Origin of the sequence: Pseudoduganella sp. LjRoot289, from assembly GCF_964252925.1 — a bacterium.
Lineage (GTDB): Bacteria > Pseudomonadota > Gammaproteobacteria > Burkholderiales > Burkholderiaceae_D > Rugamonas.
In genome coordinates this window covers 3,005,197-3,027,794 of the sequence record NZ_CAXUPN020000001.1, presented here as the reverse complement: position 1 = coordinate 3,027,794, position 22,598 = coordinate 3,005,197, and the positions used below count along the sequence as shown (strand labels likewise).

General features: G+C 62.5%; 17 protein-coding genes and 2 pseudogenes. 7 read left to right on the top strand and 12 right to left on the bottom strand.

Features of this window, described 5'->3' with window-relative positions:
* Positions 1–69: 69 nt before the first annotated feature.
* The 12 genes and pseudogenes from ACSQ8Y_RS12695 to tssK (ACSQ8Y_RS12640) form a co-directional block, all read right to left on the bottom strand.
* Positions 70–666, bottom strand: coding sequence for a hypothetical protein (locus ACSQ8Y_RS12695; protein WP_436266831.1), 597 nt, complete (start codon positions 664–666; stop codon positions 70–72).
* Positions 667–686: 20 nt separating this feature from the next.
* Positions 687–959: pseudogene (locus tag ACSQ8Y_RS12690) on the bottom strand (DotU family type IV/VI secretion system protein); the annotation flags it as partial.
* Positions 960–1,015: 56 nt separating this feature from the next.
* Positions 1,016–2,092 (bottom strand): Imm71 family immunity protein, encoded by a 1,077-nt coding sequence (locus ACSQ8Y_RS12685; RefSeq protein ID WP_436266830.1) that lies wholly within the window; start codon positions 2,090–2,092, stop codon positions 1,016–1,018.
* The gene (locus ACSQ8Y_RS12680; RefSeq protein ID WP_436266829.1) at positions 2,089–3,621 is read right to left on the bottom strand and encodes a hypothetical protein; all 1,533 of its coding nucleotides are present in this window, start codon (positions 3,619–3,621) and stop codon (positions 2,089–2,091) included. Before ACSQ8Y_RS12680 ends, ACSQ8Y_RS12685 begins: the two co-directional genes overlap by 4 nt.
* 15 nt (positions 3,622–3,636) lie before the next feature.
* Positions 3,637–6,555: a type VI secretion system Vgr family protein gene (locus ACSQ8Y_RS12675; RefSeq protein WP_436266828.1), complete on the bottom strand. Its 2,919-nt coding sequence runs from the start codon at positions 6,553–6,555 to the stop codon at positions 3,637–3,639.
* A complete protein-coding gene (gene icmH / locus ACSQ8Y_RS12670; protein WP_436266827.1) occupies positions 6,555–7,328 on the bottom strand; it encodes a type IVB secretion system protein IcmH/DotU in 774 nt (257 codons plus the stop codon). Before icmH (ACSQ8Y_RS12670) ends, ACSQ8Y_RS12675 begins: the two co-directional genes overlap by 1 nt.
* Positions 7,329–7,344: 16 nt before the next feature.
* Positions 7,345–8,022: pseudogene (tssK, locus tag ACSQ8Y_RS12665) on the bottom strand (type VI secretion system baseplate subunit TssK); the annotation flags it as partial.
* Between the two features lie 40 nt (positions 8,023–8,062).
* Entirely contained in the window at positions 8,063–9,139 is a 1,077-nt protein-coding gene (locus tag ACSQ8Y_RS12660) for an Imm71 family immunity protein (RefSeq protein WP_436266826.1), read from the bottom strand.
* Entirely contained in the window at positions 9,136–10,668 is a 1,533-nt protein-coding gene (locus ACSQ8Y_RS12655) for a hypothetical protein (RefSeq protein WP_436266825.1), read from the bottom strand. Before ACSQ8Y_RS12655 ends, ACSQ8Y_RS12660 begins: the two co-directional genes overlap by 4 nt.
* Before the next feature lie 15 nt (positions 10,669–10,683).
* Positions 10,684–13,602 (bottom strand): type VI secretion system Vgr family protein, encoded by a 2,919-nt coding sequence (locus tag ACSQ8Y_RS12650; protein WP_436266824.1) that lies wholly within the window; start codon positions 13,600–13,602, stop codon positions 10,684–10,686.
* Positions 13,602–14,375 (bottom strand): type IVB secretion system protein IcmH/DotU, encoded by a 774-nt coding sequence (icmH, locus tag ACSQ8Y_RS12645; protein ID WP_436266823.1) that lies wholly within the window; start codon positions 14,373–14,375, stop codon positions 13,602–13,604. The genes ACSQ8Y_RS12650 and icmH (ACSQ8Y_RS12645) overlap by 1 nt, the downstream gene beginning before the upstream one ends.
* A gap of 16 nt (positions 14,376–14,391) precedes the next feature.
* Entirely contained in the window at positions 14,392–15,741 is a 1,350-nt protein-coding gene (tssK, locus tag ACSQ8Y_RS12640) for a type VI secretion system baseplate subunit TssK (RefSeq protein ID WP_436266822.1), read from the bottom strand.
* Positions 15,742–15,978: 237 nt separating this feature from the next.
* Here tssK (ACSQ8Y_RS12640) and ACSQ8Y_RS12635 point away from each other — a divergent pair, with 237 nt between their 5' ends.
* Genes ACSQ8Y_RS12635 through tssG form a run of 7 tightly spaced genes read left to right on the top strand, consistent with a single transcriptional unit; the run spans position 15,979 to position 22,589 of the window.
* Entirely contained in the window at positions 15,979–16,575 is a 597-nt protein-coding gene (locus ACSQ8Y_RS12635; RefSeq protein WP_436266821.1) for a tetratricopeptide repeat protein, read from the top strand.
* 29 nt (positions 16,576–16,604) lie between these two features.
* The gene (gene tssB, locus ACSQ8Y_RS12630; protein WP_436266820.1) at positions 16,605–17,114 is read left to right on the top strand and encodes a type VI secretion system contractile sheath small subunit; all 510 of its coding nucleotides are present in this window, start codon (positions 16,605–16,607) and stop codon (positions 17,112–17,114) included.
* Between the two features lie 3 nt (positions 17,115–17,117).
* Entirely contained in the window at positions 17,118–18,605 is a 1,488-nt protein-coding gene (tssC, locus tag ACSQ8Y_RS12625; protein WP_436266819.1) for a type VI secretion system contractile sheath large subunit, read from the top strand.
* A gap of 47 nt (positions 18,606–18,652) precedes the next feature.
* Positions 18,653–19,144: an Hcp family type VI secretion system effector gene (locus tag ACSQ8Y_RS12620; RefSeq protein ID WP_436266818.1), complete on the top strand. Its 492-nt coding sequence runs from the start codon at positions 18,653–18,655 to the stop codon at positions 19,142–19,144.
* Between the two features lie 49 nt (positions 19,145–19,193).
* A complete protein-coding gene (gene tssE, locus ACSQ8Y_RS12615; RefSeq protein WP_436266817.1) occupies positions 19,194–19,697 on the top strand; it encodes a type VI secretion system baseplate subunit TssE in 504 nt (167 codons plus the stop codon).
* A gap of 1 nt (position 19,698) precedes the next feature.
* A complete protein-coding gene (gene tssF / locus ACSQ8Y_RS12610) occupies positions 19,699–21,543 on the top strand; it encodes a type VI secretion system baseplate subunit TssF (RefSeq protein WP_436266816.1) in 1,845 nt (614 codons plus the stop codon).
* Complete coding sequence (gene tssG / locus ACSQ8Y_RS12605; RefSeq protein ID WP_436266815.1) at positions 21,507–22,589, top strand: type VI secretion system baseplate subunit TssG; 1,083 nt, start codon at positions 21,507–21,509, stop codon at positions 22,587–22,589. The genes tssF and tssG overlap by 37 nt, the downstream gene beginning before the upstream one ends.
* Positions 22,590–22,598: the final 9 nt, after the last annotated feature.

Below are 22,598 nucleotides of genomic sequence, written 5' to 3'. Positions count from 1 at the left end.
AGGTGCCGCTGAGTAGCGCGCATGGTGCGAACTCAGCGTCATTGACATCCCAGTCAGCTCTGCATTTGATCATTCAAATACGAAAGGCCCAGCTATCTTGTCATGCGTACTGTAAATGTAGGTAACCGGTCCGTCGAGAATAATCTCAGATTCTTTCTTTTCCCACTTGGCCTTCTTGAAGCTTAAACAAAACCGGTCATTTTGGTCGTTTCCGAACTTTTCGGAAACGAAGGGCTTTTCACCTGTGAAATCGAGAACCAAGAATTGCTTAGTACAAGTGCCTTGCCCTACAAGAAAAATCATTCGTTTGGTTTCAGTTTTCCCCGCTTGACCCGGTTTACGCTTCGTTAGTTCGCTGGAGGTGCTGGTCATTATTTCTGATCCAAGAGATAAGGCTCCGCCTTGTGCATCAAATTTACCCTTTGTTGAGATTAATACTTCCCCGTTTAGTATAATCGTCTCCGCTGGATCCCCCAACGTCCCATCCTCGCGAATAAATTTCATATCTCCAAACTTTGTTGGATATGTGTACGCAGCCGGGCCGCGCACATGCAGTACTTGGTTCAACTGGTCCGCCTTAATTTTCTGGTCATGGGGCGTAGCTGCGCAGCCTAGTGAAGAGAATGTAATTGAGGTGAGTAAGAAAATATAATTAATGTTCTTCATGTGGTTTATTGGCGCGAACATCAGGGCAACGTGATGGTCAGGTTGGCCACGCGCGGCGCCATTTTGACGACGTCGTTGTAGACGTGCAGGCGCTCGTCGGTGTGGCGGCCGAGCGAGGTGCACAGGACGATGTAGCTGAGCACGCACACCAGCCCGAACACAGAACACAGTACCCACAGCGGCAAGTCGCTGCGCAGCTTGTGCACGATCTGGTCGGGCCGTTCGGCGTGCGGTGCGAAGCCGCCGCGCTTGCCCTTCATTTGCGCGATTTCGTCGCTAAGACCGCTGGTCAGTAGGCCAGTTTGCACTTGGCTTGGCTCGCGGCCATCGTTGCGACCGACGCTCAGCGTTAGTTTCCAGCTAATACCCAACGTACTTTACGGCCATTATGCAATGGTAGTTTATCCCCCTTAGTCAGGATTATGCTTGCGTTCAAGTCTGATTCTACAAGCCACTTTCCGGAAAGTGGAGCGGGGGTTCCGCTTTCTGCCCAGGTGGTTTCCTCCGGTACTATGAGTGGCTGGGGGGCGGGTTGCACAAGGTACGGTCTGGTGAATTGATAGTGTGCTTCTTCTTCTGGAATGATGCCGTCGTTATAGCGGTCGTCCTGCCATAGCAAACGCCACGTTGTATCTAAACGAAAGCTGTCGGTTGCAGTCTCTACTGTGATCCGGGGCGCTTTCGAACCACCATGTAAGTAGTTCATGGCACCGACGATTTTGAATGGCGGTTGGGGCTTCGGGGCACCGGTGAGCAAGCTCAGGAATGAAGGTTTTGGAACGTCGATTGGTTCCCAAATCCCGGAGCATGGCGTGTATTCGTCCGTGCGCACAAACGTGTTCTCAACCGGGTCAGGGACTAGGGCTAGTTCACTTGGAAATGTCATTGTTGCCAATTCTTTTTGAAGCCATTGACCATATAAGGTGAGACCTGGCTCTCCAAGATAACGCGGCTCAAGAACTTGCAGAGCGCATTCTTGCCATGCTTGGCATGCTTTTGTCAACGCCTCATTAAATTCAACCCAGAGGGGAGTGTGTATTTTTATGCAATTTTCACCAATTTCTATACGGTACAGCATTTGAGCCCAATGAAAAAGCATACGCCGAGCCATTGCAAATTCACCATTTGCGTCAAACTTAAATACGCGTTTATCACCTCGTGCCAATCGACTGACGCCTTCTTCGCAGTGTGCCAGGCACTTTAGAATGAGCGCATATTCGGACTGCGGAAGTGATGTCTCCTCGCCCCATCCGTTCTCATCGGCCTCGCGTAGACTATTTTCTGTAGCGGTTGCCCAAGCTTTATAGTATTCAAAAATGCGGCGCCAGGCGGTGACTGAACTGACTCTTTTCAGCCAGTAAAAAATTTGTTGTCGCTCAAGGCCGGTTGGCAGCTTGGCGGCATCGCTGGATATGGATTGGTTCATGGGTGGATGACTACCTGTTTGTTATGTTTTGTTGCCTGCTCACGGCTGCCAACGCGCGCAGTCTGAGTAGCTGTTATACCGGGCGCCCGGAGGTAGCCCCAAATACCATTCGCATCGGTCCAACCGGTACTATAAAAAGTGAGCTCAAGCCCCGTATGCGGATCGATGATCTTACTCGTCTTGATGCCATTCGCGAAATCATGGCCGACTTTGTTCAGAATGTCCTTGAACCCGCTGTCTAAAAGAAAGAATGCTTGGGTTCCACCGCCGGGAAGGTACTGGCCTGGAATTTTCTCCCCAAATTGTTCAGAAATCGTACCGACCACTGCCTTGGGCCCCTTATTTCCAACAACCCGAGCTGACACATAAAAGCCATCACCATTAAAACTGTCGAGCACGGCAGCCACCTCTCGCCATTCCTTGGCGGTCTTAGGCGGTTGCCCCACGCCCCACCAGCCGCCTCCTGCCCAAGCCTCGTCTACTGTGACACCATGAGTCGTCCGCGGCGGGCCGAAGAACCGGTAGACTTGTTCGCCATCTTTCAGTTGACGATTGGCCATCTTTCCAGCAAAGGCTGCTACGCTGTTGTATTCTCCCGTATTTGGGTCAACGCGCAATAGGTTTGGGTATCCAGGGGCGGGCTGATAGTACTTTGCTACCATTGCAGGATCCGAAGGTAATGCCGGGTTTTGGTTAAATCCCCCCCGACTATTTCTAACAGGCAGCACTCCCTCTTCGACCAATCGCCGCTCGTCAGCCCGCGTCGCCACCTTTTGACCTGTCGCCACTTCATGCAGCGCCAAGCGACTGGTGGTTTCGCCTCCGGAACGGATGTAAGCCTGAATTTCCCGCAGTTTTTGATCGAGCTCTTTCACCGCTGTCGGGATCATCTCCTTGCCTTTTTCCCGTACTTTGATGAGGCCGGCTCGGAGCGAGTCGATGCGCTTGGCCAAACTCGGAAACATGCCTGCGACTTTGGAGCGGGATTTAACCATGATCGTGTCGAGGGTCACCATCAGATGCGTAAATTTTCCGACCAAGGGTTCCAAATGGTCGCTGACGCGAAGTGCAAGCAGCCATTTTTCCGCATTCTTGACGCCGATACGGTTAAGAAACTCGACAACTTCCCTTGCGCCGGCGGCCATGTGCGCGACCCTGGCTGCTCCCGCCATATGAGCCGCCTCTTGGGCAACCTTGACGATAATTCTGCCTACGCCCTTGATGACGCCGCCGAGCACAGGAATCAGCGCAAACAGCAAAACAACCAGCAATACCCACTGCCAGGTTGAATTGCGTTTTTCCTCATCATCAGCCAAGCCGATGATAACGGCGATCAGGTCGCGCACGGCTGTGGCGTCGCCAACCAAGGGGATCATGCCAATGACGGCGTCCACAACAATTTGGGTGATGCTGGCCTTTTCGTTGAAGGCTCCTTGGACCGTTCCCCAGGTCCAGCTGCCAACATCAGCGCAGACGGCCTTGAACTGGCTTAAGGTCCAACCGGCTGGCGGATTCTGTATATCGCTCATTATGCTTGTTCCTTGTCAGGCGCCGCCGCCGGCACTGCCGTTGCTTTCATCCGACTTGAAATATTTGTCGAACAGGCTGTTGATTTTCGCAGCGGAGGGCGCCGGATCGTAATTTGGCATGGGCTCTTTGTCGACCCGCTGGAACGCACCTGGCATCGGACCGTAGCTGACTTGAGCCACCCCCATAGGAATGCCAGTAATTACCGCGCGGCCTTGTGCATCAAGCTTGCCCTTGCGTTCTGTGCCGTCGGCCAGCTTGACAACATACTCTGCTCCAGCCAGCGGCTGGTCGTCGTGATAGCGGTGGTCCAGGTACAGCGTATCCTTTGGCAGTTCGCCCTCCGGCAGCTGCGGCAGGTCCGCCGCTGCGCTGGCACCCCCATCAAAAATATGCTGCCCGCCCTTGACGGTGAAGTTGCCAGGGCACGCAAACGTGATATCTCCGCCTTCCAGCGTGACGCTGGACTGGCCGGCCTGCAGCACGATCTTCTGGTTGGCCTTGATCTCGATGCTGTCGTTGACGGAGATAACCGTGATCTCCTTGTCGGCCAGAATCTCCAGTTCCCCGGTGTGCGCCTGCAGCGACACGGGGCCGTTGCCCGCGAAGGCCTGGATGCCGCCTTCGTGCGTGAAGTAGCCTGCCGCGTTGCCCGCCACCGTGGACACGGTATGCGCCGCCGCCAGGTGCAGGTCGCCCTGCGTGGTCCATTGCAGTTGCTGGCCCGCGAACAGCAGGGTGGATGCAGGCGTGGCCCAGTTGATGCTGGCGGGGGCGTCCATCAGCACCAGCGGCACGCCGAATTTTTCCACCGGCTTGGCGCTGTCCAGCTCGCGCGATCCGGCTTGCGCTTGCAGCGCCTGCTGGCCGTTGACGGCGCCTTCGTGCTTGCCGCCTTGCCTGGGATCGATCTGGGTGATGAAGTCTGTCTGCGCTGCCGCCGCGAGCTTGCTTGACAAGGCTTTCTGCCTGGCGGCGGCGTCGGCGAGTTGCGTGCCGAGTTCATGCGCACCCTTCAACTGCGCCAGCGCTTCCGACGCGTCGAGCTGCGTGGAGGCGATGCCGCTGCCTTGCGCGCTGCGCGCGCTGGTGGTGAGCAGCACGCCTTCGGCGCCGCGCAGAACGGCCCAGGCGTCGGTGCGCAATTCGAAACCGGCGCCGCGATAGCTGCCGCGCTGGGCGGAGCCGGGCGCTTGCTGGATCAGGTAGCCGAGGTTGAGCTGCGTCGCGGCGCTGCTGGTGGCCAGGCGCGTGCGCACCTGACTGGGCGTGTCGTCGAGCTGCCACTGGCTGTAGCCGCTGCGGTCGAAGTTCTGGCTGTGGATGCCGGAAATCGTACCCGCGTGGTTGACGCCCGCGTCCACGCCGGCCGAAAACGGCGGCTCGTCGCTGCCGGTGTAGAGCTGCGCGACCACCACCGGGCGGTCCATGTCGCCTTCGATGAAGCCGACCAGCACTTCGGTGCCGATGCGCGGCGTGAACTGCGTGCCCCAGTTGGGGCCCGCCAGCGCTTCGGCCACGCGCACCCAGGTGCCGGCGCGCTCGTCGCCGGGCGCGCTGCCTTTGGCGTCGGTGTTGTGCTGCAGGCCGCCCGGGTTGGCGCCTTCGCCGCGCTGCCATGCGAACTGCACGCGCACCTGGTGGTCGCGCGTGGTGGTCGAGACGGTGTCGGCCAGGCCAACCACGAGGGCGGTCTGCGCACCGAGCGCGGTGCAAGCGTGCGGCGCGGCGGTGGCGTCGGGAACGATGGCGACCGTGTCACGCACGCAGCCGAAGCTGTTGCGGTAGGTCCCGGCTTCCACGCCGAAGGCCGGTCCGCCCTTGATGGCGGCGTCGAAGTTGTTGCGCGCCTCGTGCTCGACCCACAGCACCTTGAAGCTGTTGTCGCCGCCGCCGTAGCGTTCGTGTTGCGTGAGCTGGAAGCCGTGGCCGGCAGCCAGCCTGCGCACCGCGCCGCTGCCTTCGAAGACCTTGTTGCGCAGCTCCAGCGCTTGCAGCATCAGCACGCTGTGCTGGTCGGCGGGGCCGTGGCCGGTCCCGGCGCCGCTGGCGATGCGTTCGCCGCTGCCGTCGTAGACCGCCAGCATGGGCAGTTCGCCGGCGTCCAGGCCCGATTGCTGTTCGGCCGACGGGGCCAGCAGTTGCGCGGGGTCCCAACTGGCGATGCTGACTGCGTTCGGCTGCACCTGGCGGCGCGCGCTGAAGCGGTCGATGGCGTCGTCGCTATCGGTGGCGCGCACGCCGTGGAAGCGCAGTTCGGCGCCGCCGGGCGTGTCCGGCGCTGCGGCCTGGGCGTCGAAGATCACCAGCTTGTGTTTGGCCTGGCCGTCGCCCGCGTTGTCGGCTTCCTCGCCGGCCGCGTCGTGCTCGAAGCGCCAGCTCAGGCCTTCGGAAGCCAGCAGGCGCTGGAAGAACTCGAAATCGCTTTCGCGGTACTGGGTGCAGATGGGGCGCGGCGCCAGTTCCTGCGTGAGGTCGAATTCGAAGCGCACGTGCGGGTAGTCGGCCAGCAGTTCGGTGACGATGTCTTGCGCGTTCTTGTCCTGGTAGATGTAGCTGTCGCGCCGCAGGCGCAGCGCGGTCAGCGCCGGTTCCAGCAGCAGGCGGTAGCGCGCCACGCCGCCGTCCGCGCCCAGCCACGCCGCTTCGGTGCAGATGCCGTGCCAGGCGCGCTGGCTGCCGTCGGGCTGGAGCAGGCTTACCGTCAATTCCGCCGCGAGGAACTGGTCCAGCTCCAGGTCGGTGGAGGTGCTGAGCGCGTGCACTTCGAAGGCGTACAGTTCATTGACGGCTTCGCGCGCGCTGAAGTGCTCGGCCATCAGCGATTCGGGCAAGGCGCGCTGCTGCGCGCTGGCCAGCGTGATCAAACGGGCGTGCTGGCTCAGGCCCGTGCCGAACCGGCCGAGCGCGGAGGTAATGGAGGCTGCTGCGGACATCAGGGCAACGTGATGGTCAGGTTGGCCACGCGCGGCGCCATCTTGACGACGTCGTTGTAGGCGTGCAGACGCTCGTCGGTGTGGCGGCCGAGCGAGGTGCGCAGGCCGATATAGCCCAGCACGCACACCAGTCCGAACACGGAGCACAGCACCCACAGCGGCAGGTCGCTGCGCAGCTTGTGCGCGATCTGGTCGGGCCGTTCGGCGTGCGGTGCGAAGCCGCCGCGCTTGCCCTTCAGTTGCGCGATCTCGTCGCCCAGGCGGCTGGTCAGGTAGGCCAGTTTTTCCGAGCCCTCCAGGATGTAGCGGCCCTGGAAGCCGAGCAGCAAGCACATATGGAACACTTCCAGCGCCTGCAGGTGCGCCGCGCCGCGCGCGCGCAGCGCTTCGAGGCGGATGTAGAAATTCTCGCCGGCCAGCTGGTCGCCGAACAGCTGCAGCTGCAGCGGGCGGCGTTCCCACGCGTCGCGGATGGCGTAGGACGAGCGCAGGATGATCTCGTCGACCGCCGCGCAGAAGGCGTATTTGGCGGCGTCGATGTCATCCGGCGAGGCGTTCTGCTTGCGCGCGTTGCGGCCGAATTCGTCGAGGAACTGCGTCATCTTCGCCGCGAAGTCGGCGTTGTCCTGCGGGCCGCTGCCGTTCTTGAGCATGAACAGGGCGTAGAAGCCGTCATACATCAGGTCCTGCAGCGATTGCGGTTTGTTCGAGGCGGGCGCGGTCGATGGTCCGGAGCCGGCGGCGATCAGGGAAGGGGCAGCCATGGTGTTCATTGTTCTGTGTCTCCGCTCAGGATGTGACGGCCAGCAGGTCCAGCTTCATGTCGCGCAGGCCGGATGGCACATAGATGGATATGGACTGCGCCTGCAGCATGCGCTCGTACATCTGGCCCTTGCCTTCGATGGCGAAATAGCAGGCGTCCGGCCGCACGGGGATGGCCGCAGGCACCTGCGGCGCGTGCTGGATGCGTACGCCCGGCATGGCCGAGAGCACGAATTTTTCCACGTCGTCCGGCGCGCCGATCTTGAAGCGCAGCGGCACCACGTCCACCAGTTCGACGGTGGGCAGGTCGGCCGACACGGCGAGATAGAAGGTGGTCTTGTCGTCGATCTTGCCGCTGTCGAGCATGCCGTGGTGGTAGGAAGGTTTCACTTCGTTCAGGGCGATGGCGAAGTATTTGGACGAGATCACGGTGTCGAGCAGCTCGCGGATGATCTGGTGCAGCCGCGCGAAGGCGGGACCGGGATCGGCGTGCTGGTAGGGCGGCAGGTCGGACAGGGTCCAGCTTTTGGAGAACGTCATCAGTGCGCCGGCCAGCGACAGCAGCTGTTCGTACAGGCGCTCCGGGTGCAGCGCCGGGTGGTGGAAGTAGTGCGTCAGGCCGGCGAAGGCGGAGCTGGCGGTGTGCAGCAGCCAGAACGAGGACATGTCGCCGGAGCGGAATTCGATCACGTGGCGGCTCGGCTCGGCTCGCGGTGGTGGCCTTGCAGCGCGCTGACGCTCAGCTTCAGTTTCTAGCCAGCACCCAACGCACTTCACGGCGATTATGCAGCGGCAGTTCTTCGCCTATATTCAGCATCACGCTTGCGTTTAAATCCGATGCGACAAGCCACTTTCCGGCAAGCGGTGCGGCGGTACCGCTCTCTGCCCAAACGAGTTCTTCCGGTACCCAGATGGGTGGGGGCGGGGGGGGCACAAGGTCAGGTTTAGTGAAGTGATAGTGCGCCTCTTCTTCTGGAACGGTGCCATCGTTGTAGCGGTCGTCCCGCCATAGCAAACGCCATGTCGTATCCAGATCAATATTGTCTGTCGCCGTTTCTACCGTGATCCGCGGCGCTTTCGAACCCCCATGCAAGTAGTTCATGGCGCCGGCGATCTTAAATGGTGGTTGAGGCTTCGGGGCACCGGTGAGTAAACTCAGGAATGAGGATTTTGGAACATCAACCGGTTCCCAGATCCCAGAGCACGGCGTATATCCGTTCGTACGCACAAACGTGTTCTCAACCGGGTCGGGTACCATTGCGAGTTCACTTGGAAATGACATGGTTGAAAGCTCTTTCTGAATCCATTGGCCATATACTGTACGACCTGCCTCTCCAAGATAGCGCGGCTCAAGAATATGCGGCCCGCATTCTCCCCACGCCGAGCCCGTCGACATCAGCGTTTCGCAAAATTCAGCCCAGCGTGGGGTATTTTTCTTGATGCCATTCTCGCCAATTTCTATGCGGTAAAGCATTTCAGACCAATGAGAGAGAATGCGTTGAGCCATTACGAATTCACCATTTGCGTCAAATTTAAATACGCGTTTGTCCCCCTTCATTAATCGAATGACACCTTCTTCGCAGTGTGCTAAACACTTCAGAATGAGGACATATTCTGATTGCGGAAGGGATGTCTCGTCGCCCCAGCCATGCTCATCGGCCTCGCGTAGACTGTTTTCGGTAGCGGCTGCCCAAGCTTTGTAATATTCAAAAATACGGCGCCATGCCGTGACTGAGCTGACTCTTTTCAGCCAGTAAAAAATCTGTTGCCGTTCCAAGCCGGATGGCAGCTTGACAGCATCGCTGGGTATAGATTGATTCATGGGTGGATGACTACCTGTTCGTTATGTTTTGTTGCCTGTTCACGGCTGCCGACGCGCGCGGTTTGAATGGTGGTAGTGCCGGGGGCACGGAGGTAGCCCCAGATGCCGTTCGCATCTGTCCAGCCGGTACTATAAAAGGTCAGCTCAAGCCCCGTATGGGGATCGACGATTTTACTCGTCTTGACGCCATTCGCGAAATCATGGCCAACTTGGTTCAAAATGTCCTTGAAGCCGCTGTCTAAAAGAAAGAAAGCTTGAGTTCCGCCTCCGGGAAGATACTGCCCTGGAATTTTATCTCCAAATTGCTCAGAAATTGTACCGACCACCGCCTTTGGTCCCTTATTCCCCACCACCCGAGCTGACACGTAAAAGCCATCACCGTTGAAACTGTCAAGCACGGCTGCCACCTCTCGCCATTCCTTGGCAGTTTTGGGTGGCTGCCCCACGCCCCACCAGCCGCCGCCCGCCCAAGCCTCATCTACCGTTGTGCCATGAGTCGTCCGCGGTGGACCGAAGAACCTGTAGACTTGTTCGCCATCTTTTAGTTGGCGATTCACCATCTTTCCAGAAAACGCTGCCACGCTATTGTATTGTTTGGTTGATGGGTCGACGCGCAACAAGTCTGGATACCCAAGGGCCGGCTTGTAATATTTTTCGACCATTGCAGGTTTCAAAGGATTGGCTGGGTTTTGGTTAAAGCCGCCCCGACTATTTCTTACGGGTAGCACGCCCTCCTCAACCAACCGCCGCTCGTCAGCACGCGTTGCCAGCTTTTGACCGGTAGCCACTTCGTGCAGCGCCAGTCGGCTAGTGGTCTCGCCGCCGGACCGGATGTAGGCCTGAATTTCCCGCAGTTTTTGATCGAGTTCTTTCACGGCAGTCGGGATCATCTCCTTGCCTTTTTCCCGTACTTTGATGAGGCCGGCTCGGAGCGAGTCGATGCGCTTGGCCAAACTCGGAAACATGCCTGCGACTTTGGAGCGGGATTTAACCATGATCGTGTCGAGGGTCACCATCAGATGCGTAAATTTTCCGACCAAGGGCTCCAAATGGTCGCTGACGCGAAGTGCAAGTAGCCATTTTTCCGCATTCTTGACGCCGATACGGTTAAGAAACTCGACGACTTCCTTTGCGCCAGCTGCCATGTGCGCCATCCTGGCTGCTCCCGCCAGATGGGCCGCTTCTTGGGCAACCTTCACGATAATCCTGCCTACACCCTTGACGACGCCGCCGAGCACGGGAATCAGGGCGAACAGCAAGACGACCAGCAATACCCACTGCCACGTTGAATTGCGTTTTTCTTCATCATCAGCCAGGCCGATGACAACCGCGATCAGGTCGCGCACGGCTGTGGCGTCGCCAACCAGCGGGATCATGCCGATGACGGCATCCACAACAATTTGGGTGATGCTTGCCTTTTCATTGAAGGCTCCTTGGACCGTTCCCCATGTCCAGCTCCCCACATCAGCGCAGACGGCCTTGAACTGGCTTAAGCTCCAACCGGCTGGGGGATTTTGAATATCGCTCATTATGCTTGTTCCTTGTCAGGCGGCGCCGCCGGCACTGTCGTTGCTTTCATCCGACTTGAAATATTTGTCGAACAGGCTGTTGATTTTCGCAGCGGAGGGCGCCGGATCGTAATTTGGCATGGGCGCTTTGTCGACCCGCTGGAACGCACCTGGCATCGGACCGTAGCTGACTTGAGCCACCCCCATAGGAATGCCAGTAATTACCGCGCGGCCTTGTGCATCAAGCTTGCCCTTGCGTTCTGTGCCGTCGGCCAGCTTGACAACATACTCTGCTCCAGCCAGCGGCTGGTCGTCGTGATAGCGGTGGTCCAGGTACAGCGTATCCTTTGGCAGTTCGCCCTCCGGCAGCTGCGGCAGGTCCGCCGCTGCGCTGGCACCCCCATCAAAAATATGCTGCCCGCCCTTGACGGTGAAGTTGCCAGGGCAAGCAAACGTGATATCTCCGCCTTCCAGCGTGACGCTGGACTGGCCGGCCTGCAGCACGATCTTCTGCTTGGCCTTGATCTCGATGCTGTCGTTGACGGAGATAACCGTGATCTCCTTGTCCGCCAGGATCTCCAGTTCCCCGGTGTGCGCCTGCAGCGACACGGGGCCGTTGCCCGCGAAGGCCTGGATGCCGCCTTCGTGCGTGAAGTAGCCCGCCGCGTTGCCCGCCACCGTGGATACGGTGTGCGCCGCCGCCAGGTGCAGGTCGCCCTGCGTGGTCCATTGCAGTTGCTGGCCCGCGAACAGCAGGGTGGATGCAGGCGTGGCCCAGTTGATGCTGGCGGGGGAGTCCATCAGCACCAGCGGCACGCCGAATTTTTCCACGGGCTTGGCGCTGTCCAGTTCGCGCGATCCGGCTTGCGCTTGCAGTGCCTGCTGGCCGTTGACGGCGCCTTCGTGCTTGCCGCTTTGCTTGGGATCGATCTGGGCGATGAAGTCTGTCTGCGCTGCCGCCGCGACCTTGCTGGACAAGGCTTTCTGGCTAGCGGCGGCGTCGGCGAGTTGCGTGCCAAGTTCCTGCGCGCCCTTTAACTGCGCCAGCGCTTCCGACGCGTCGAGCTGCGTGGAGGCGATGCCGCTGCCTTGCGCGCTGCGCGCGCTGGTGGTGAGCAGCACGCCTTCGGCGCCACGCAGCACGGCCCAGGCGTCGGTGCGCAATTCGAAACCGGCGCCGCGATAGCTGCCGCGCTGCGCGGAGCCGGGCGCTTGCTGGATCAGGTAGCCGAGGTTGAGCTGCGTCGCGCCGCTGCTGGTGGCCAGGCGTGTGCGCACCTGGCTGGGCGTGTCGTCGAGCTGCCACTGGCTGTAGCCGCTGCGGTCGAAGTTCTGGCTGTGGATGCCGGAAATCGTACCCGCGTGGTTGACGCCCGCGTCCACGCCGGCCGAAAACGGCGGCTCGTCGCTGCCGGTGTAGAGCTGCGCGACCACCACCGGGCGGTCCATGTCGCCTTCGATGAAGCCGACCAGTACTTCGGTGCCGATGCGCGGCGTGAACTGCGTGCCCCAGTTAGGACCCGCCAGCGCTTCGGCCACGCGCACCCAGGTGCCGGCGCGCTCGTCGCCGGGCGCGCTGCCTTTGGCGTCGGTGTTGTGCTGCAGGCCGCCCGGGTTGGCGCCTTCGCCGCGCTGCCATGCGAACTGCACGCGCACCTGGTGGTCGCGCGTGGTGGTGGAGAGGGTGTCGGCCAGGCCGACCACGAGCGCGGTCTGCGCACCGAGCGCGGTGCAAGCGTGCTGCGCGGCGGTGGCGTCGGGGACGATGGCGACCGTGTCGCGCACGCAGCCGAAGCTGTTGCGGTAGGTTCCGGCTTCCACGCCGAAGGCTGGTCCGCCCTTGATGGCGGCGTCGAAGTTGTTGCGCGCTTCGTGCTCGACCCACAGCACCTTGAAGCTGTTGGCGCCGTCGCCGTAGCGCTCGTGCCGGGTGAGCTGGAAGCCGTGGCCGGCGGCCAGCCTGCGCACCGCGCCGCTGCCTTCGAAGACCTTGTTGCGCAGCTCCAGCGCTTGCAGCATCAGCACGCTGTGCTGGTCGGCGGGGCCGTGGCCGGTCCCGGCGCCGCTGGCGATGCGTTCGCCGCTGCCGTCGTAGACCGCCAGCGCGGGCAGTTCGCCCGCGTCCAGGCTCGATTGCTGTTCGGCCGACGGGGCCAGCAGTTGCGCGGGGTCCCAGCTGGCGATGCTGACCGCGTTCGGCTGCACCTGGCGGCGCGCGCTGAAGCGGTCGATGGCGTCGTCGCTGTCGGTGGCGCGCACGCCGTGGAAGCGCAGTTCGGCGCCGCCGGGCGTGTCCGGCGCTGCGGCCTGGGCGTCGAAGATCACCAGTTTGTGCTTGGCCTGGCCGTCGCCCGCGTTGTCTGCGTCATCGCCGGCCGGGTCGTGCTCGAAGCGCCAGTTCAGGCCTTCGGAGGCCAGCAGGCGCTTGAAGAATTCGAAATCGCTTTCGCGGTACTGGGTGCAGATGGGGCGCGGCGCCAGTTCTTGCGTGAGGTCGAACTCGAAGCGCACGTGCGGGTAGTCGGCCAGCAGTTCGGTGACGATGTCTTGCGCGTTCTTGTCCTGGTAGATGTAGCTGTCGCGCCGCAGGCGCAGCGCGGCCAGCGCCGGTTCCAGCAGCAGGCGATAGCGCGCCACGCCGCCGTCCGCGCCCAGCCAGGCGGCTTCGGTGCAGATGCCGTGCCAGGCGCGCTGGCTGCCGTCGGGTTGTAGCAGGCTGACCGTCAATTCCTCAGCGAGGAACTGGTCCAGCTCCAGGTCGGTGGAGGTGCTGAGCGCGTGCACTTCGAAGGCGTACAGTTCGTTGACGGCTTCGCGCGCGCTGAAGTGCTCGGCCATCAGCGACTCGGGCAGCGCGCGCTGCTGCGCGCTGGCCAGCGTGATCAGGCGGGCGTGCTGGCTCAGGCCCGTGCCGAACCGGCCGAGCGCGGAGCTAAGGGAGGCTGCTGCGGACATCAGGGCAACGTGATGGTCAGGTTGGCCACGCGCGGCGCCATCTTGACGACGTCGTTGTAGGCGTGCAGGCGCTCGTCGGTGTGGCGGCCGAGCGAGGTGCGCAGGCCGATGTAGCCCAGCACGCACACCAGCCCGAACACGGAGCACAGCACCCACAGCGGCAGGTCGCTGCGCAGCTTGTGCACGATCTGGTCGGGCCGTTCGGCGTGCGGTGCGAAGCCGCCGCGCTTGCCCTTCAGTTGCGCGATCTCGTCGCCCAGGCGGCTGGTCAGGTAGGCCAGCTTTTCCGAGCCCTCCAGGATGTAGCGGCCCTGGAAGCCGAGCAGCAAGCACATATGGAACACTTCCAGCGCCTGCAGGTGAGCCGCGCCGCGCGCGCGCAGCGCTTCGAGACGGATGTAGAAGTTCTCGCCGGCCAGCTGGTCGCCGAACAGTTGCAGCTGCAAAGGGCGGCGTTCCCACGCGTCGCGGATGGCGTAGGACGAGCGCAGGATGATCTCGTCGACCGCCGCGCAGAAGGCGTATTTGGCGGCGTCGATGTCGTCAGGTGTGGCGTTCTGCTTGCGCGCGTTGCGGCCGAATTCGTCGAGGAACTGCGTCATCTTCGCCGCGAAGTCGGCGTTGTCCTGCGGGCCGCTGCCGTTCTTGAGCATGAACAGGGCGTAGAAGCCGTCATACATCAAGTCCTGCAGCGATTGCGGTTTGCTCGAGGCGGGCGCGGTCGATGGTCCGGAGCCGGCGGCGATCAGGGAAGGGGCAGCCATGGTGTTCATTGTTCGGTGTCTCCGCTCAGGATGTGACGGCCAGCAGGTCCAGCTTCATGTCGCGCAGGCCGGATGGCACGTAGATGGATATGGACTGCGCCTGCAGCATGCGCTCGTACATCTGGCCCTTGCCCTCGATGGCGAAATAGCAGGCGTCCGGCCGCACGGGGATGGCCGCAGGCACCTGCGGCGCGTGCTGGATGCGTACGCCCGGCATGGCCGACAGCACGAATTTTTCCACGTCGTCCGGCGCGCCGATCTTGAAGCGCAGCGGCACCACGTCCACCAGTTCGACGGTGGGCAGGTCGGCCGACACGGCGAGATAGAAGGTGGTCTTGTCGTCGATCTTGCCGCTGTCGAGCATGCCGTGGTGGTAGGAAGGTTTCACTTCGTTCAGGGCGATGGCGAAGTATTTGGACGAGATCACGGTGTCGAGCAGCTCGCGGATGATCTGGTGCAGCCGCGCGAAGGCGGGACCGGGATCGGCGTGCTGGTAGGGCGGCAGGTCGGACAGGGTCCAGCTTTTGGAAAACGTCATCAGTGCGCCGGCCAGCGACAGCAGCTGTTCGTACAGGCGCTCCGGGTGCAGCGCCGGGTGGTGGAAGTAGTGCGTCAGGCCGGCGAAGGCGGAGCTGGCGGTGTGCAGCAGCCAGAACGAGGACATGTCGCCGGAGCGGAATTCGATCACGTGGCGGCTCGGCTCGCGGTGGTGGCCTTGCAGCGCGCTGACCTTGGCCTGCAGCGCGTCGATCAGGCGGCGCAACTGCAGGAACAGCAGCGGCGCGCCGGCGATGGACAGCGAGGGCGGCACGAAGGAAGGGTCGAGTTCAAAGCCGCCGCTGGCCGCGCGGCGCAGGCGCAGCAGCGGGAAATGGGTGTAGGAGTCGCGCGGTTCGTGGTCCGGGACCAGGCGCACGGCCTTTTTCAGGTAGCTCAGCTGGGCCTGCGCGGCCTGGGTGTAGAGGTCGGGCGTGTCGGCGTTGTGCTGGGTGAAACGCACGCCGGCGCTCGCCGAACCCGCCGAGCCCGCCGCGCCGAAGTTGCCGCCGAAGGGTTTGAAGGCGGGCAGGGCGGCGTAAAAAGTCACAATTTGCTGGCTCTGCGGCAGCTGGCTGAGGTCGACCGTATCGGGCAATTCGTCCGTGGCCGGGGCGCTGTAGAGCTCGCCGTCCTGGAAACGCAGCGACAGTTCCAGCAGGCGCAGCGCGTTGTTGGCGAGCGCTTCGCGGTCGATGTCGATCCGCTCCACACCCCAGGCGTAGGGGTGCAGCACCTTCACGCTCTCATGGAGGCGCTGCTCGTGGTAGCGGTCCTGCTGCTGGAAATGCTGGGGCCGGAGGAACAAACCCTCGCCCCAAAGTACTTTGCTGGTCATGTTATCAAATCGGAAATTGATTAGGTGGCAGAACACTAACATTTCTTTAGGAAACATGGCGCAAGCGAGCGCTTCAATTGTGCGCGCCCTCGGCTTGGCGGCTAGCAACATGGAATTAACATTGTTTCCCCAGAAAATTCAATTGAACGCGGCAAAAAATAAATTTCTGATAATGTGTCGCCACAGTAACAATTAGCAATTAACTATCTCTTTTTTGCAAGTCTGTCCGAGGAAAGCATGAAACCTGTCACCACCCTGCGCCGCCTGGCCGGCGCCACCACCTGCGCGGTCATCCTGAGCGCCTGTACCACCGTGCCGCAAGCCGTCGTCGAGCTGCCCAAGCCCACCGTCAGCGCGCTGATGGCCAAGGCCAGCCAGGCCGCGTCGTCCGGCCAGAAGGAGCAGGCCGTCACCTTGTGGAAGGACGCCGCCGCCGCCTTCCCGGCCGAGAAAGCGCCGTGGGTCAGCATCGCCCAGAGCCGCTACGACGCGGGCCAGTACGGCGAAGCCATCGTCAGCGCGCAGGAAATCCTGGTGCGCGATCCGAACGACCAGCTGGCCAACAGCATCATCGCCATCAGCGGCCTGCGCCTGTCGACCCGCGCGCTGGCGGACCTGAGCCGCCAGAACAATCTGAACGGCCCGCTGCGCACCGAGTCGCAGGATTTGGCCAAGCTGCTGCGCGAGAGCCTGGGCGAAACCGTGCTGGTGCCGCCGCAGCCGGTGCCGCAGGCTGCCGGCAAAGGCCCGGTCGCACGCGGCGGCGCCGTCAAGAAAGGCGCCGTCAAGGCGCGCCAGGAATCCAGCGCCGATCCGTTCAGCGGCCTGAAATAACCCGTAACCGTCAATAACAGGGGAATGCCATGTCTAAAAGTGAAAGTGTCCAGAAGCGCCTGCAGAAAGTCCGCCCGCCACGCGTGCAGATGAGCTACGACGTTGAAATCGGCGACTCCATCGAAAGCAAAGAACTGCCTTTCGTGATGGGCGTGGTCGGCGATTTCGGCGGCAACTCGGAAGTGGAGCAGAAGCGCCTGAAGGACCGCAAATTCGTCGGCATCGACCGCGACACCTTCGACGAGGTGATGAAGGGCGTGGAGCCGCGCGCCAACTACACCGTGGCCAATGAGCTGGGCGACCAGGATGGCAAGTTCGCGGTGGACCTGAAGTTCCGTTCGATGGAGGACTTCCGTCCGGAGGCCGTCGTGCAGCAGGTGGAGCCGCTGCGCAAGCTGCTCGAGGCACGCACCAAGCTGGCCGACCTGCGCAACAAGCTGGCCGGCAACGACAAGCTGGAAGACATCCTGAACGATGTGTTGAGCAGCACCGAGAAACTGGCGCAGCTGAGCGGCGCCGCCCAAGAAGCGAAGGAATAAGTCATGTCCGCCCAATTCAGTGCCAATGCTGCCGCCGCGCCGCTCCATGAAGCGGCCCTGCTGGACCAGATCGTCGAGCAGAGCAAGGTCGCCAAGTCCAGCGTGGAGCACGCGCGCGCCAAGGATTTGATCGCCGAACTGGTGAGCCAGGTGATGGAGGGCACGGTGGTCGTGTCCGACAATCTGGCGGCCACCATCGATGCCCGCGTGGCGGAGCTGGACCGCATGATCTCGGCCCAGTTGTCGGCCGTGATGCACGCGCCCGAATTCCAGAAGCTGGAAAGCAGCTGGACTGGCTTGCACTACCTGGTGAAGAACAGCGCCACCGGCCAGAACCTGAAGATCAAGATGCTGAACGCGACCAAGAAGGAGCTGGTGAAGGACTTCCAGAGCGCGCTCGAATTCGACCAGAGCACCATGTTCAAGAAGGTCTACGAGGAGGAATTCGGCACCTTCGGCGGCGCCCCGTTCGGCGCGCTGCTGGGCGACTACGAGATCACCCGCCAGCCGGAGGACATGTATTTCATCGAGCAGATGTCGCACGTGGCCGCCGCCGCGCACGCGCCTTTCATCAGCGCCGCCTCGCCCGAACTGTTCGGGCTGGAGAGCTACAGTGAACTGGGCAGGCCGCGCGACCTGTCGAAAGTGTTCGACACCATCGAATACGCCAAGTGGAAATCCTTCCGCGAATCGGAAGACTCGCGCTACGTCGGCCTCACGCTGCCGCGCTTCCTGGGCCGCCTGCCGTTCAACCCGGCCGACGGCGCCGTCACCGACGGCTTCAACTTCGTCGAAGACGTGGACGGCACCGACCACCAAAAATACTTGTGGTGCAACGCGGCCTACGCCTTCGGCACCAAGCTGACCACGGCCTTCGACGACTACGGCTGGTGCGCGGCGATCCGCGGCGTAGAGGGCGGCGGCCTGGTCGAAGACCTGCCGACCCACACCTTCAAGACCGATGAAGGCGAAGTCGCGCTGAAATGCCCGACCGAGATCGCCATCACCGACCGCCGCGAGAAGGAATTGAGCGACCTCGGTTTCATCTCGCTGGTGCATTGCAAGAACACGGACTACGCGGCCTTCTTCGGCGCGCAGTCGGCCCAAAAGGCCAGGAAATACAACACCGAAGCGGCCAACGCCAACGCGGTGCTCTCGGCGCAGCTGCAATACATCTTCGCCGTGTCGCGCATTGCGCACTATATGAAGGCCATGATGCGGGACAAGATCGGCAGCTTTGCCGCCGCCTCCAACGTGGAGGACTTCCTGAACCGCTGGCTGACCCAGTACGTGCTGCTCGACGACAACGCAACGCAGGAACAGAAAGCCCAGTTCCCGTTGCGGGAGGCATCGGTGCAGGTGGCGGAGGTGCCGGGACGGCCGGGCGTATATCGCGCCGTGTCGTTCCTGCGCCCCCACTTCCAGCTCGATGAGCTTTCGGTTTCGCTCCGGTTGGTCGCGGAGCTTCCTGTTGCGACCAAAAAGAACTGATCTATTGAAGTTCACCCCCTTTTTTTACAACCACTGAAAGGAATAACATGGCAATCGACGTCTACCTGCAAATCGACGGTATCAAAGGCGAATCCTCGGACAGCACCCACCGTGACTGGATCGAAGTCAAATCCGTGAACTTCGAAGTGCTGCAGCCCAAGTCGGCCACCGCGTCGACCGGCGGCGGCCACACCGCCGAGCGCACCGAGCACAAGGATATCGTCATCCACAAGCTGGCCGACCTGGCCACGCCTATCCTGCTGCAGACTTGCTCGTCCGGCAAAACCATCCCGAAAGCGAAGCTGGAGTTCCTGCGCGCCGACGGCCAGGGCGAGCGTATCAAGTACTTCGAAATCGAACTGGAAAACGTGCTGATCGGCTCCGTTGCACCGTCGATCAACCAGGGCGACATCCTGAGCGAAGACGTGGCGCTGAAGTATTCGCGCGTGAAGTGGAAGTACACGCAGCAAAAGGTTGGCGGCGGCTCCGGTGGCAACACTTCGGGCGGCTGGGATCTGTCGGCCAACAAGACGGTTTAAGTATGCTTGATCTGGTTAAACGACCCGGCGTCCTGGCGCCGTCATCCCGGTGAAAGGCTATACGCCAGGGCTGTTTGACCGGCTCCTCGATGAGCCGTCGCATGGCAACGGCAGCGGCAACGCTGTCGGCACCATGCAGCGGCTTACCATCGAGGAGATGAAGGACGCCGTTGCGCGCGACCTGGAAGCGCTGCTCAATACCCGTTCCGTGCTGCGCGAGGACCTGCTCAAGCGGTTTCCGGAATGCGGGCGCTCGATCGCCAGCTACGGCCTGAGCGACTTCGCCGGCCTGTCGCTGTCGAGCACCGACGACCGCGCCTACATCTGCCGCGCGCTGGAACGCACCATCCTGCGCCACGAACCGCGCCTGCGCAATGTGCAGGCGTCGCTCGAAGTGCGCGAGGGCGCCATCAACCGGCTCGGCTTCAGCATCACCGCCTTGCTGGTCGCCAGCGCGACCCAGGAACCCGTCAATTTCGACGCAGTGCTGCAACCTTCGAGCCTGCACTACACCATCAGCAAGGCGCGCCGCGCGGCGCAGCCGGGAGCCTGAATTGGAACAGCTGTTACCATATTACGAAAGGGAGCTCGGCTTCCTGCGCCGCTACTCGCGCGAATTCGCCGAGCGCTACCCGAAAATCGCCGGCCGCCTGCTGGTCGGCGGCGAGGTCTGCGAAGATCCCCATATAGAACGCATGATCGAGTCCTTCGCGCTGCTCAATTCGCGCATCGCCAAGCGGCTCGACGACGATTACCCCGAATTCACCGAGGCGATGTTCGAGGTGATGTACCCGCACTACCTGCGGCCCTTTCCCTCCTGCTCCATCGCCCGCATGGACTACAGCGGCGCCGCCGCGCAACTGACGTCGGCCAGCGAAATCCCGCGCGGCACGCAGCTCACCACGCGGCCGGTGCGCGGCGCGGCCTGCACCTTCCGCACCGCCTACCCGGTGACGGTGGCGCCGCTGGCGCTGTCGCAGGCGTCGTTCAGCGCCATCATCTCCGTGCCGGAGGCGTTGCGCGCGCCGCAGGGCGCCACGTCCAGCATCAGCATCACCCTGTCCGCCACGTCGGAGCAGGCCGGTCCGCTGCAGCTGGGGCTGGGCAAGCTGCGCTTCTTCATCGACGGGGAGCCGTCCTTTTGCGCGGCCCTGCGCGACGCGCTGTTCATGCGCACGGTGGCCGCCTACGCGGAAGCGGACGGCAACGGCCGCTGGGTGCCGCTGCAGGCGTCGCCGCTGACGCCGGCCGGTTTCGAGGAAGACGAATCGCTGATCGACTTCTCGGCACGCTCGCACGCGGCCTACCGCCTGCTGACCGAATATTTCTGCTTCCCCGAGAAGTTCAATTTCTTCGACATCGACCTGGCCAGGCTGGGCGTGGCGCTGCCGTCCGGCGCACGCTCGGTCACGCTGCACCTGGCCTTGTCCGGTCTGCGCACGGACTCGAACACCGCGCGCATCCTCGGCACGCTCAATACCAACAATGTGCTGCTGGGCTGCACGCCTGTGGTCAACCTGTTCCGCCAGCGCGGCGAACCGATACGCCTGACCCACACCACCGCCAGCTATCCGGTGCTGGCCGACGCCCGGCGCGCCTTCGCTTACGAGGTGCAGGCCATCGAGTCGGTGCGGCTGGTGCGCCAGACGCCGCAAGGCGAATCCATCACCACCTTCCGCCCGTTCTACTCGCTGAAGCATGGCCAGGCGCCGGAAAAGAGCGGCCACTACTGGGTTGCGCGCCGCAACGAGACGGTGGCCGAGAAAAGCCCGGGCTACGAGACCGAGATTTCCATTGTCGATATCGACTTCGATCCGGCCGAGGTGGAGACCGACACGCTGAGCCTGGAACTGAGCTGCACCAACCGCGATCTGCCTTCGATGCTGTCCTACGGCATGCGCGGCGGCGACCTGTTCATGGAAGGCGGTTCCAGCGTGCGCTCCATCAGCCTGCTGCGCAAGCCGACCGCCTCGCAGCGCTTCGAACGCGGGCGCGGCGCGCACTGGCGTCTGATCTCGCACCTGTCGCTGAACCATTTGTCGCTGGACGAGGACGGCCTGGACGCGTTCCGTGAAATGCTCACGCTGTACGACTTGCCGCGCTCCCCGTCCACGCAGCGCCAGATCGGCGGCGTGCTGGGGATAGCGCACAAGGCCGCCAACACCTGGCTGCCCGGGAATCCCTTCGCCTGCCTGGTGCGCGGCGTAGAAGTGCGCCTGACCATCGACGAAGAAGCCTTTGTCGGCAGCGGCATCCATGCCTTCGCCCACATCATCGAGCGCTTCCTCGGCCTCTATGTGCACGCCAACAGCTTCACGCAGCTGGTCGTGCTGTCCCACAAAACCGGAGAGGAACTGCTGCGATGCTTGCCACGAAGCGGCGATTTGAGCCTGCTGTAATCGAGCGCCTGTTCGCCGAGCCTTACCGCTTCGAGTACTTCCAGGCGGTGCGCATGCTGGAACTGTGGCTGAAGAAGCGCGGCGTGCCGCAGGAGGGCGCGGTGGCGAACTTCCTGCGCTTCCAGAATTCGACTTCGCTGTCCTTCCCGGCCAGCGAGCTCGAATCGTTGCACCCCGAGCCGCGCGACGTGGCGCGGGACGCGCGCGGTCTGGGCGAGGCGCTGCAGGCGTCGCAACTGAAGTATGTGCGGCTGACACCGACCTTCATGGGCTTCCTCGGCAGCAGCGGCACGCTGCCGGCCCACTACACGGAACGCATCGCCGCGCACGGCCTGTACCAGCGCGACGACGGTCCGCGCGCCTTCCTCGACACCTTTTCCAACCGCGCGCTGGCGCTGTTCTACGAAGCCTGGCGCAAATACCGGCTGGAGCTGAAGTACCAGGCCGACGGCAAGGACGGCTTCCTGCCGCTGCTGCTGTCGCTGGCCGGGCTGGGCAACGCGTCGCTGCGGCGCCGCATGGCCAGGCACGGCGACGGCGTGCGCGATGAATCGCTGGGCTATTTCGCCAGCGCGGTGCGGCAGAAGCCCGCGTCGGCGGCGCAGGTGGCGCGCGTGCTGTCGGAATATTTCGACCAGCAGGTGCGCATCACGCAGTTCATCGGCTGCTGGTACGACGTCCCGCAAGCCCAGCAAAGCACGCTGGGCGGGGCCAACGCCGTGCTGGGCGGCGGTGCGCTGGCCGGGGCGCGCGTGTGGCAGCGCGACTTGCGCATGCGGCTCGTCATCGGCCCGCTGGACCGCGCCAGTTTTGTCTCCTTCCTGCCGGGCGGGAAGGCGGCCGGCGCGCTGAAGGACATGCTGGCCATGTTCACCGGGCTGACGCTGGAATACGAAGTGCAGCTGGTGCTGCGTGCGTCCGACGTGCAGGGCACCAGCCTGGATGAAAACCGCAGCGGGGGAAGGCTGGGCTGGGACAGCTTTGTGCTGAGCGGCGCCCAGGCGACGGACCGCAGCGACGTGCGTTACGAAATACATACAATATAAGAGGAGTAG

What these genes read in the sequence shown, in the direction of transcription:
- ACSQ8Y_RS12695 (WP_436266831.1), bottom strand. Translation starts at nt 666, where the DNA reads ATGAAGAACATTAATTATATTTTCTTACTCACCTCAATTACATTCTCT.
- ACSQ8Y_RS12685 (WP_436266830.1), bottom strand. Translation starts at nt 2,092, where the DNA reads ATGAACCAATCCATATCCAGCGATGCCGCCAAGCTGCCAACCGGCCTT.
- ACSQ8Y_RS12680 (WP_436266829.1), bottom strand. Translation starts at nt 3,621, where the DNA reads ATGAGCGATATACAGAATCCGCCAGCCGGTTGGACCTTAAGCCAGTTC.
- ACSQ8Y_RS12675 (WP_436266828.1), bottom strand. Translation starts at nt 6,555, where the DNA reads ATGTCCGCAGCAGCCTCCATTACCTCCGCGCTCGGCCGGTTCGGCACG.
- icmH (WP_436266827.1), bottom strand. Translation starts at nt 7,328, where the DNA reads ATGAACACCATGGCTGCCCCTTCCCTGATCGCCGCCGGCTCCGGACCA.
- ACSQ8Y_RS12660 (WP_436266826.1), bottom strand. Translation starts at nt 9,139, where the DNA reads ATGAATCAATCTATACCCAGCGATGCTGTCAAGCTGCCATCCGGCTTG.
- ACSQ8Y_RS12655 (WP_436266825.1), bottom strand. Translation starts at nt 10,668, where the DNA reads ATGAGCGATATTCAAAATCCCCCAGCCGGTTGGAGCTTAAGCCAGTTC.
- ACSQ8Y_RS12650 (WP_436266824.1), bottom strand. Translation starts at nt 13,602, where the DNA reads ATGTCCGCAGCAGCCTCCCTTAGCTCCGCGCTCGGCCGGTTCGGCACG.
- icmH (WP_436266823.1), bottom strand. Translation starts at nt 14,375, where the DNA reads ATGAACACCATGGCTGCCCCTTCCCTGATCGCCGCCGGCTCCGGACCA.
- tssK (WP_436266822.1), bottom strand. Translation starts at nt 15,741, where the DNA reads ATGACCAGCAAAGTACTTTGGGGCGAGGGTTTGTTCCTCCGGCCCCAG.
- ACSQ8Y_RS12635 (WP_436266821.1), top strand. Translation starts at nt 15,979, where the DNA reads ATGAAACCTGTCACCACCCTGCGCCGCCTGGCCGGCGCCACCACCTGC.
- tssB (WP_436266820.1), top strand. Translation starts at nt 16,605, where the DNA reads ATGTCTAAAAGTGAAAGTGTCCAGAAGCGCCTGCAGAAAGTCCGCCCG.
- tssC (WP_436266819.1), top strand. Translation starts at nt 17,118, where the DNA reads ATGTCCGCCCAATTCAGTGCCAATGCTGCCGCCGCGCCGCTCCATGAA.
- ACSQ8Y_RS12620 (WP_436266818.1), top strand. Translation starts at nt 18,653, where the DNA reads ATGGCAATCGACGTCTACCTGCAAATCGACGGTATCAAAGGCGAATCC.
- tssG (WP_436266815.1), top strand. Translation starts at nt 21,507, where the DNA reads ATGCTTGCCACGAAGCGGCGATTTGAGCCTGCTGTAATCGAGCGCCTG.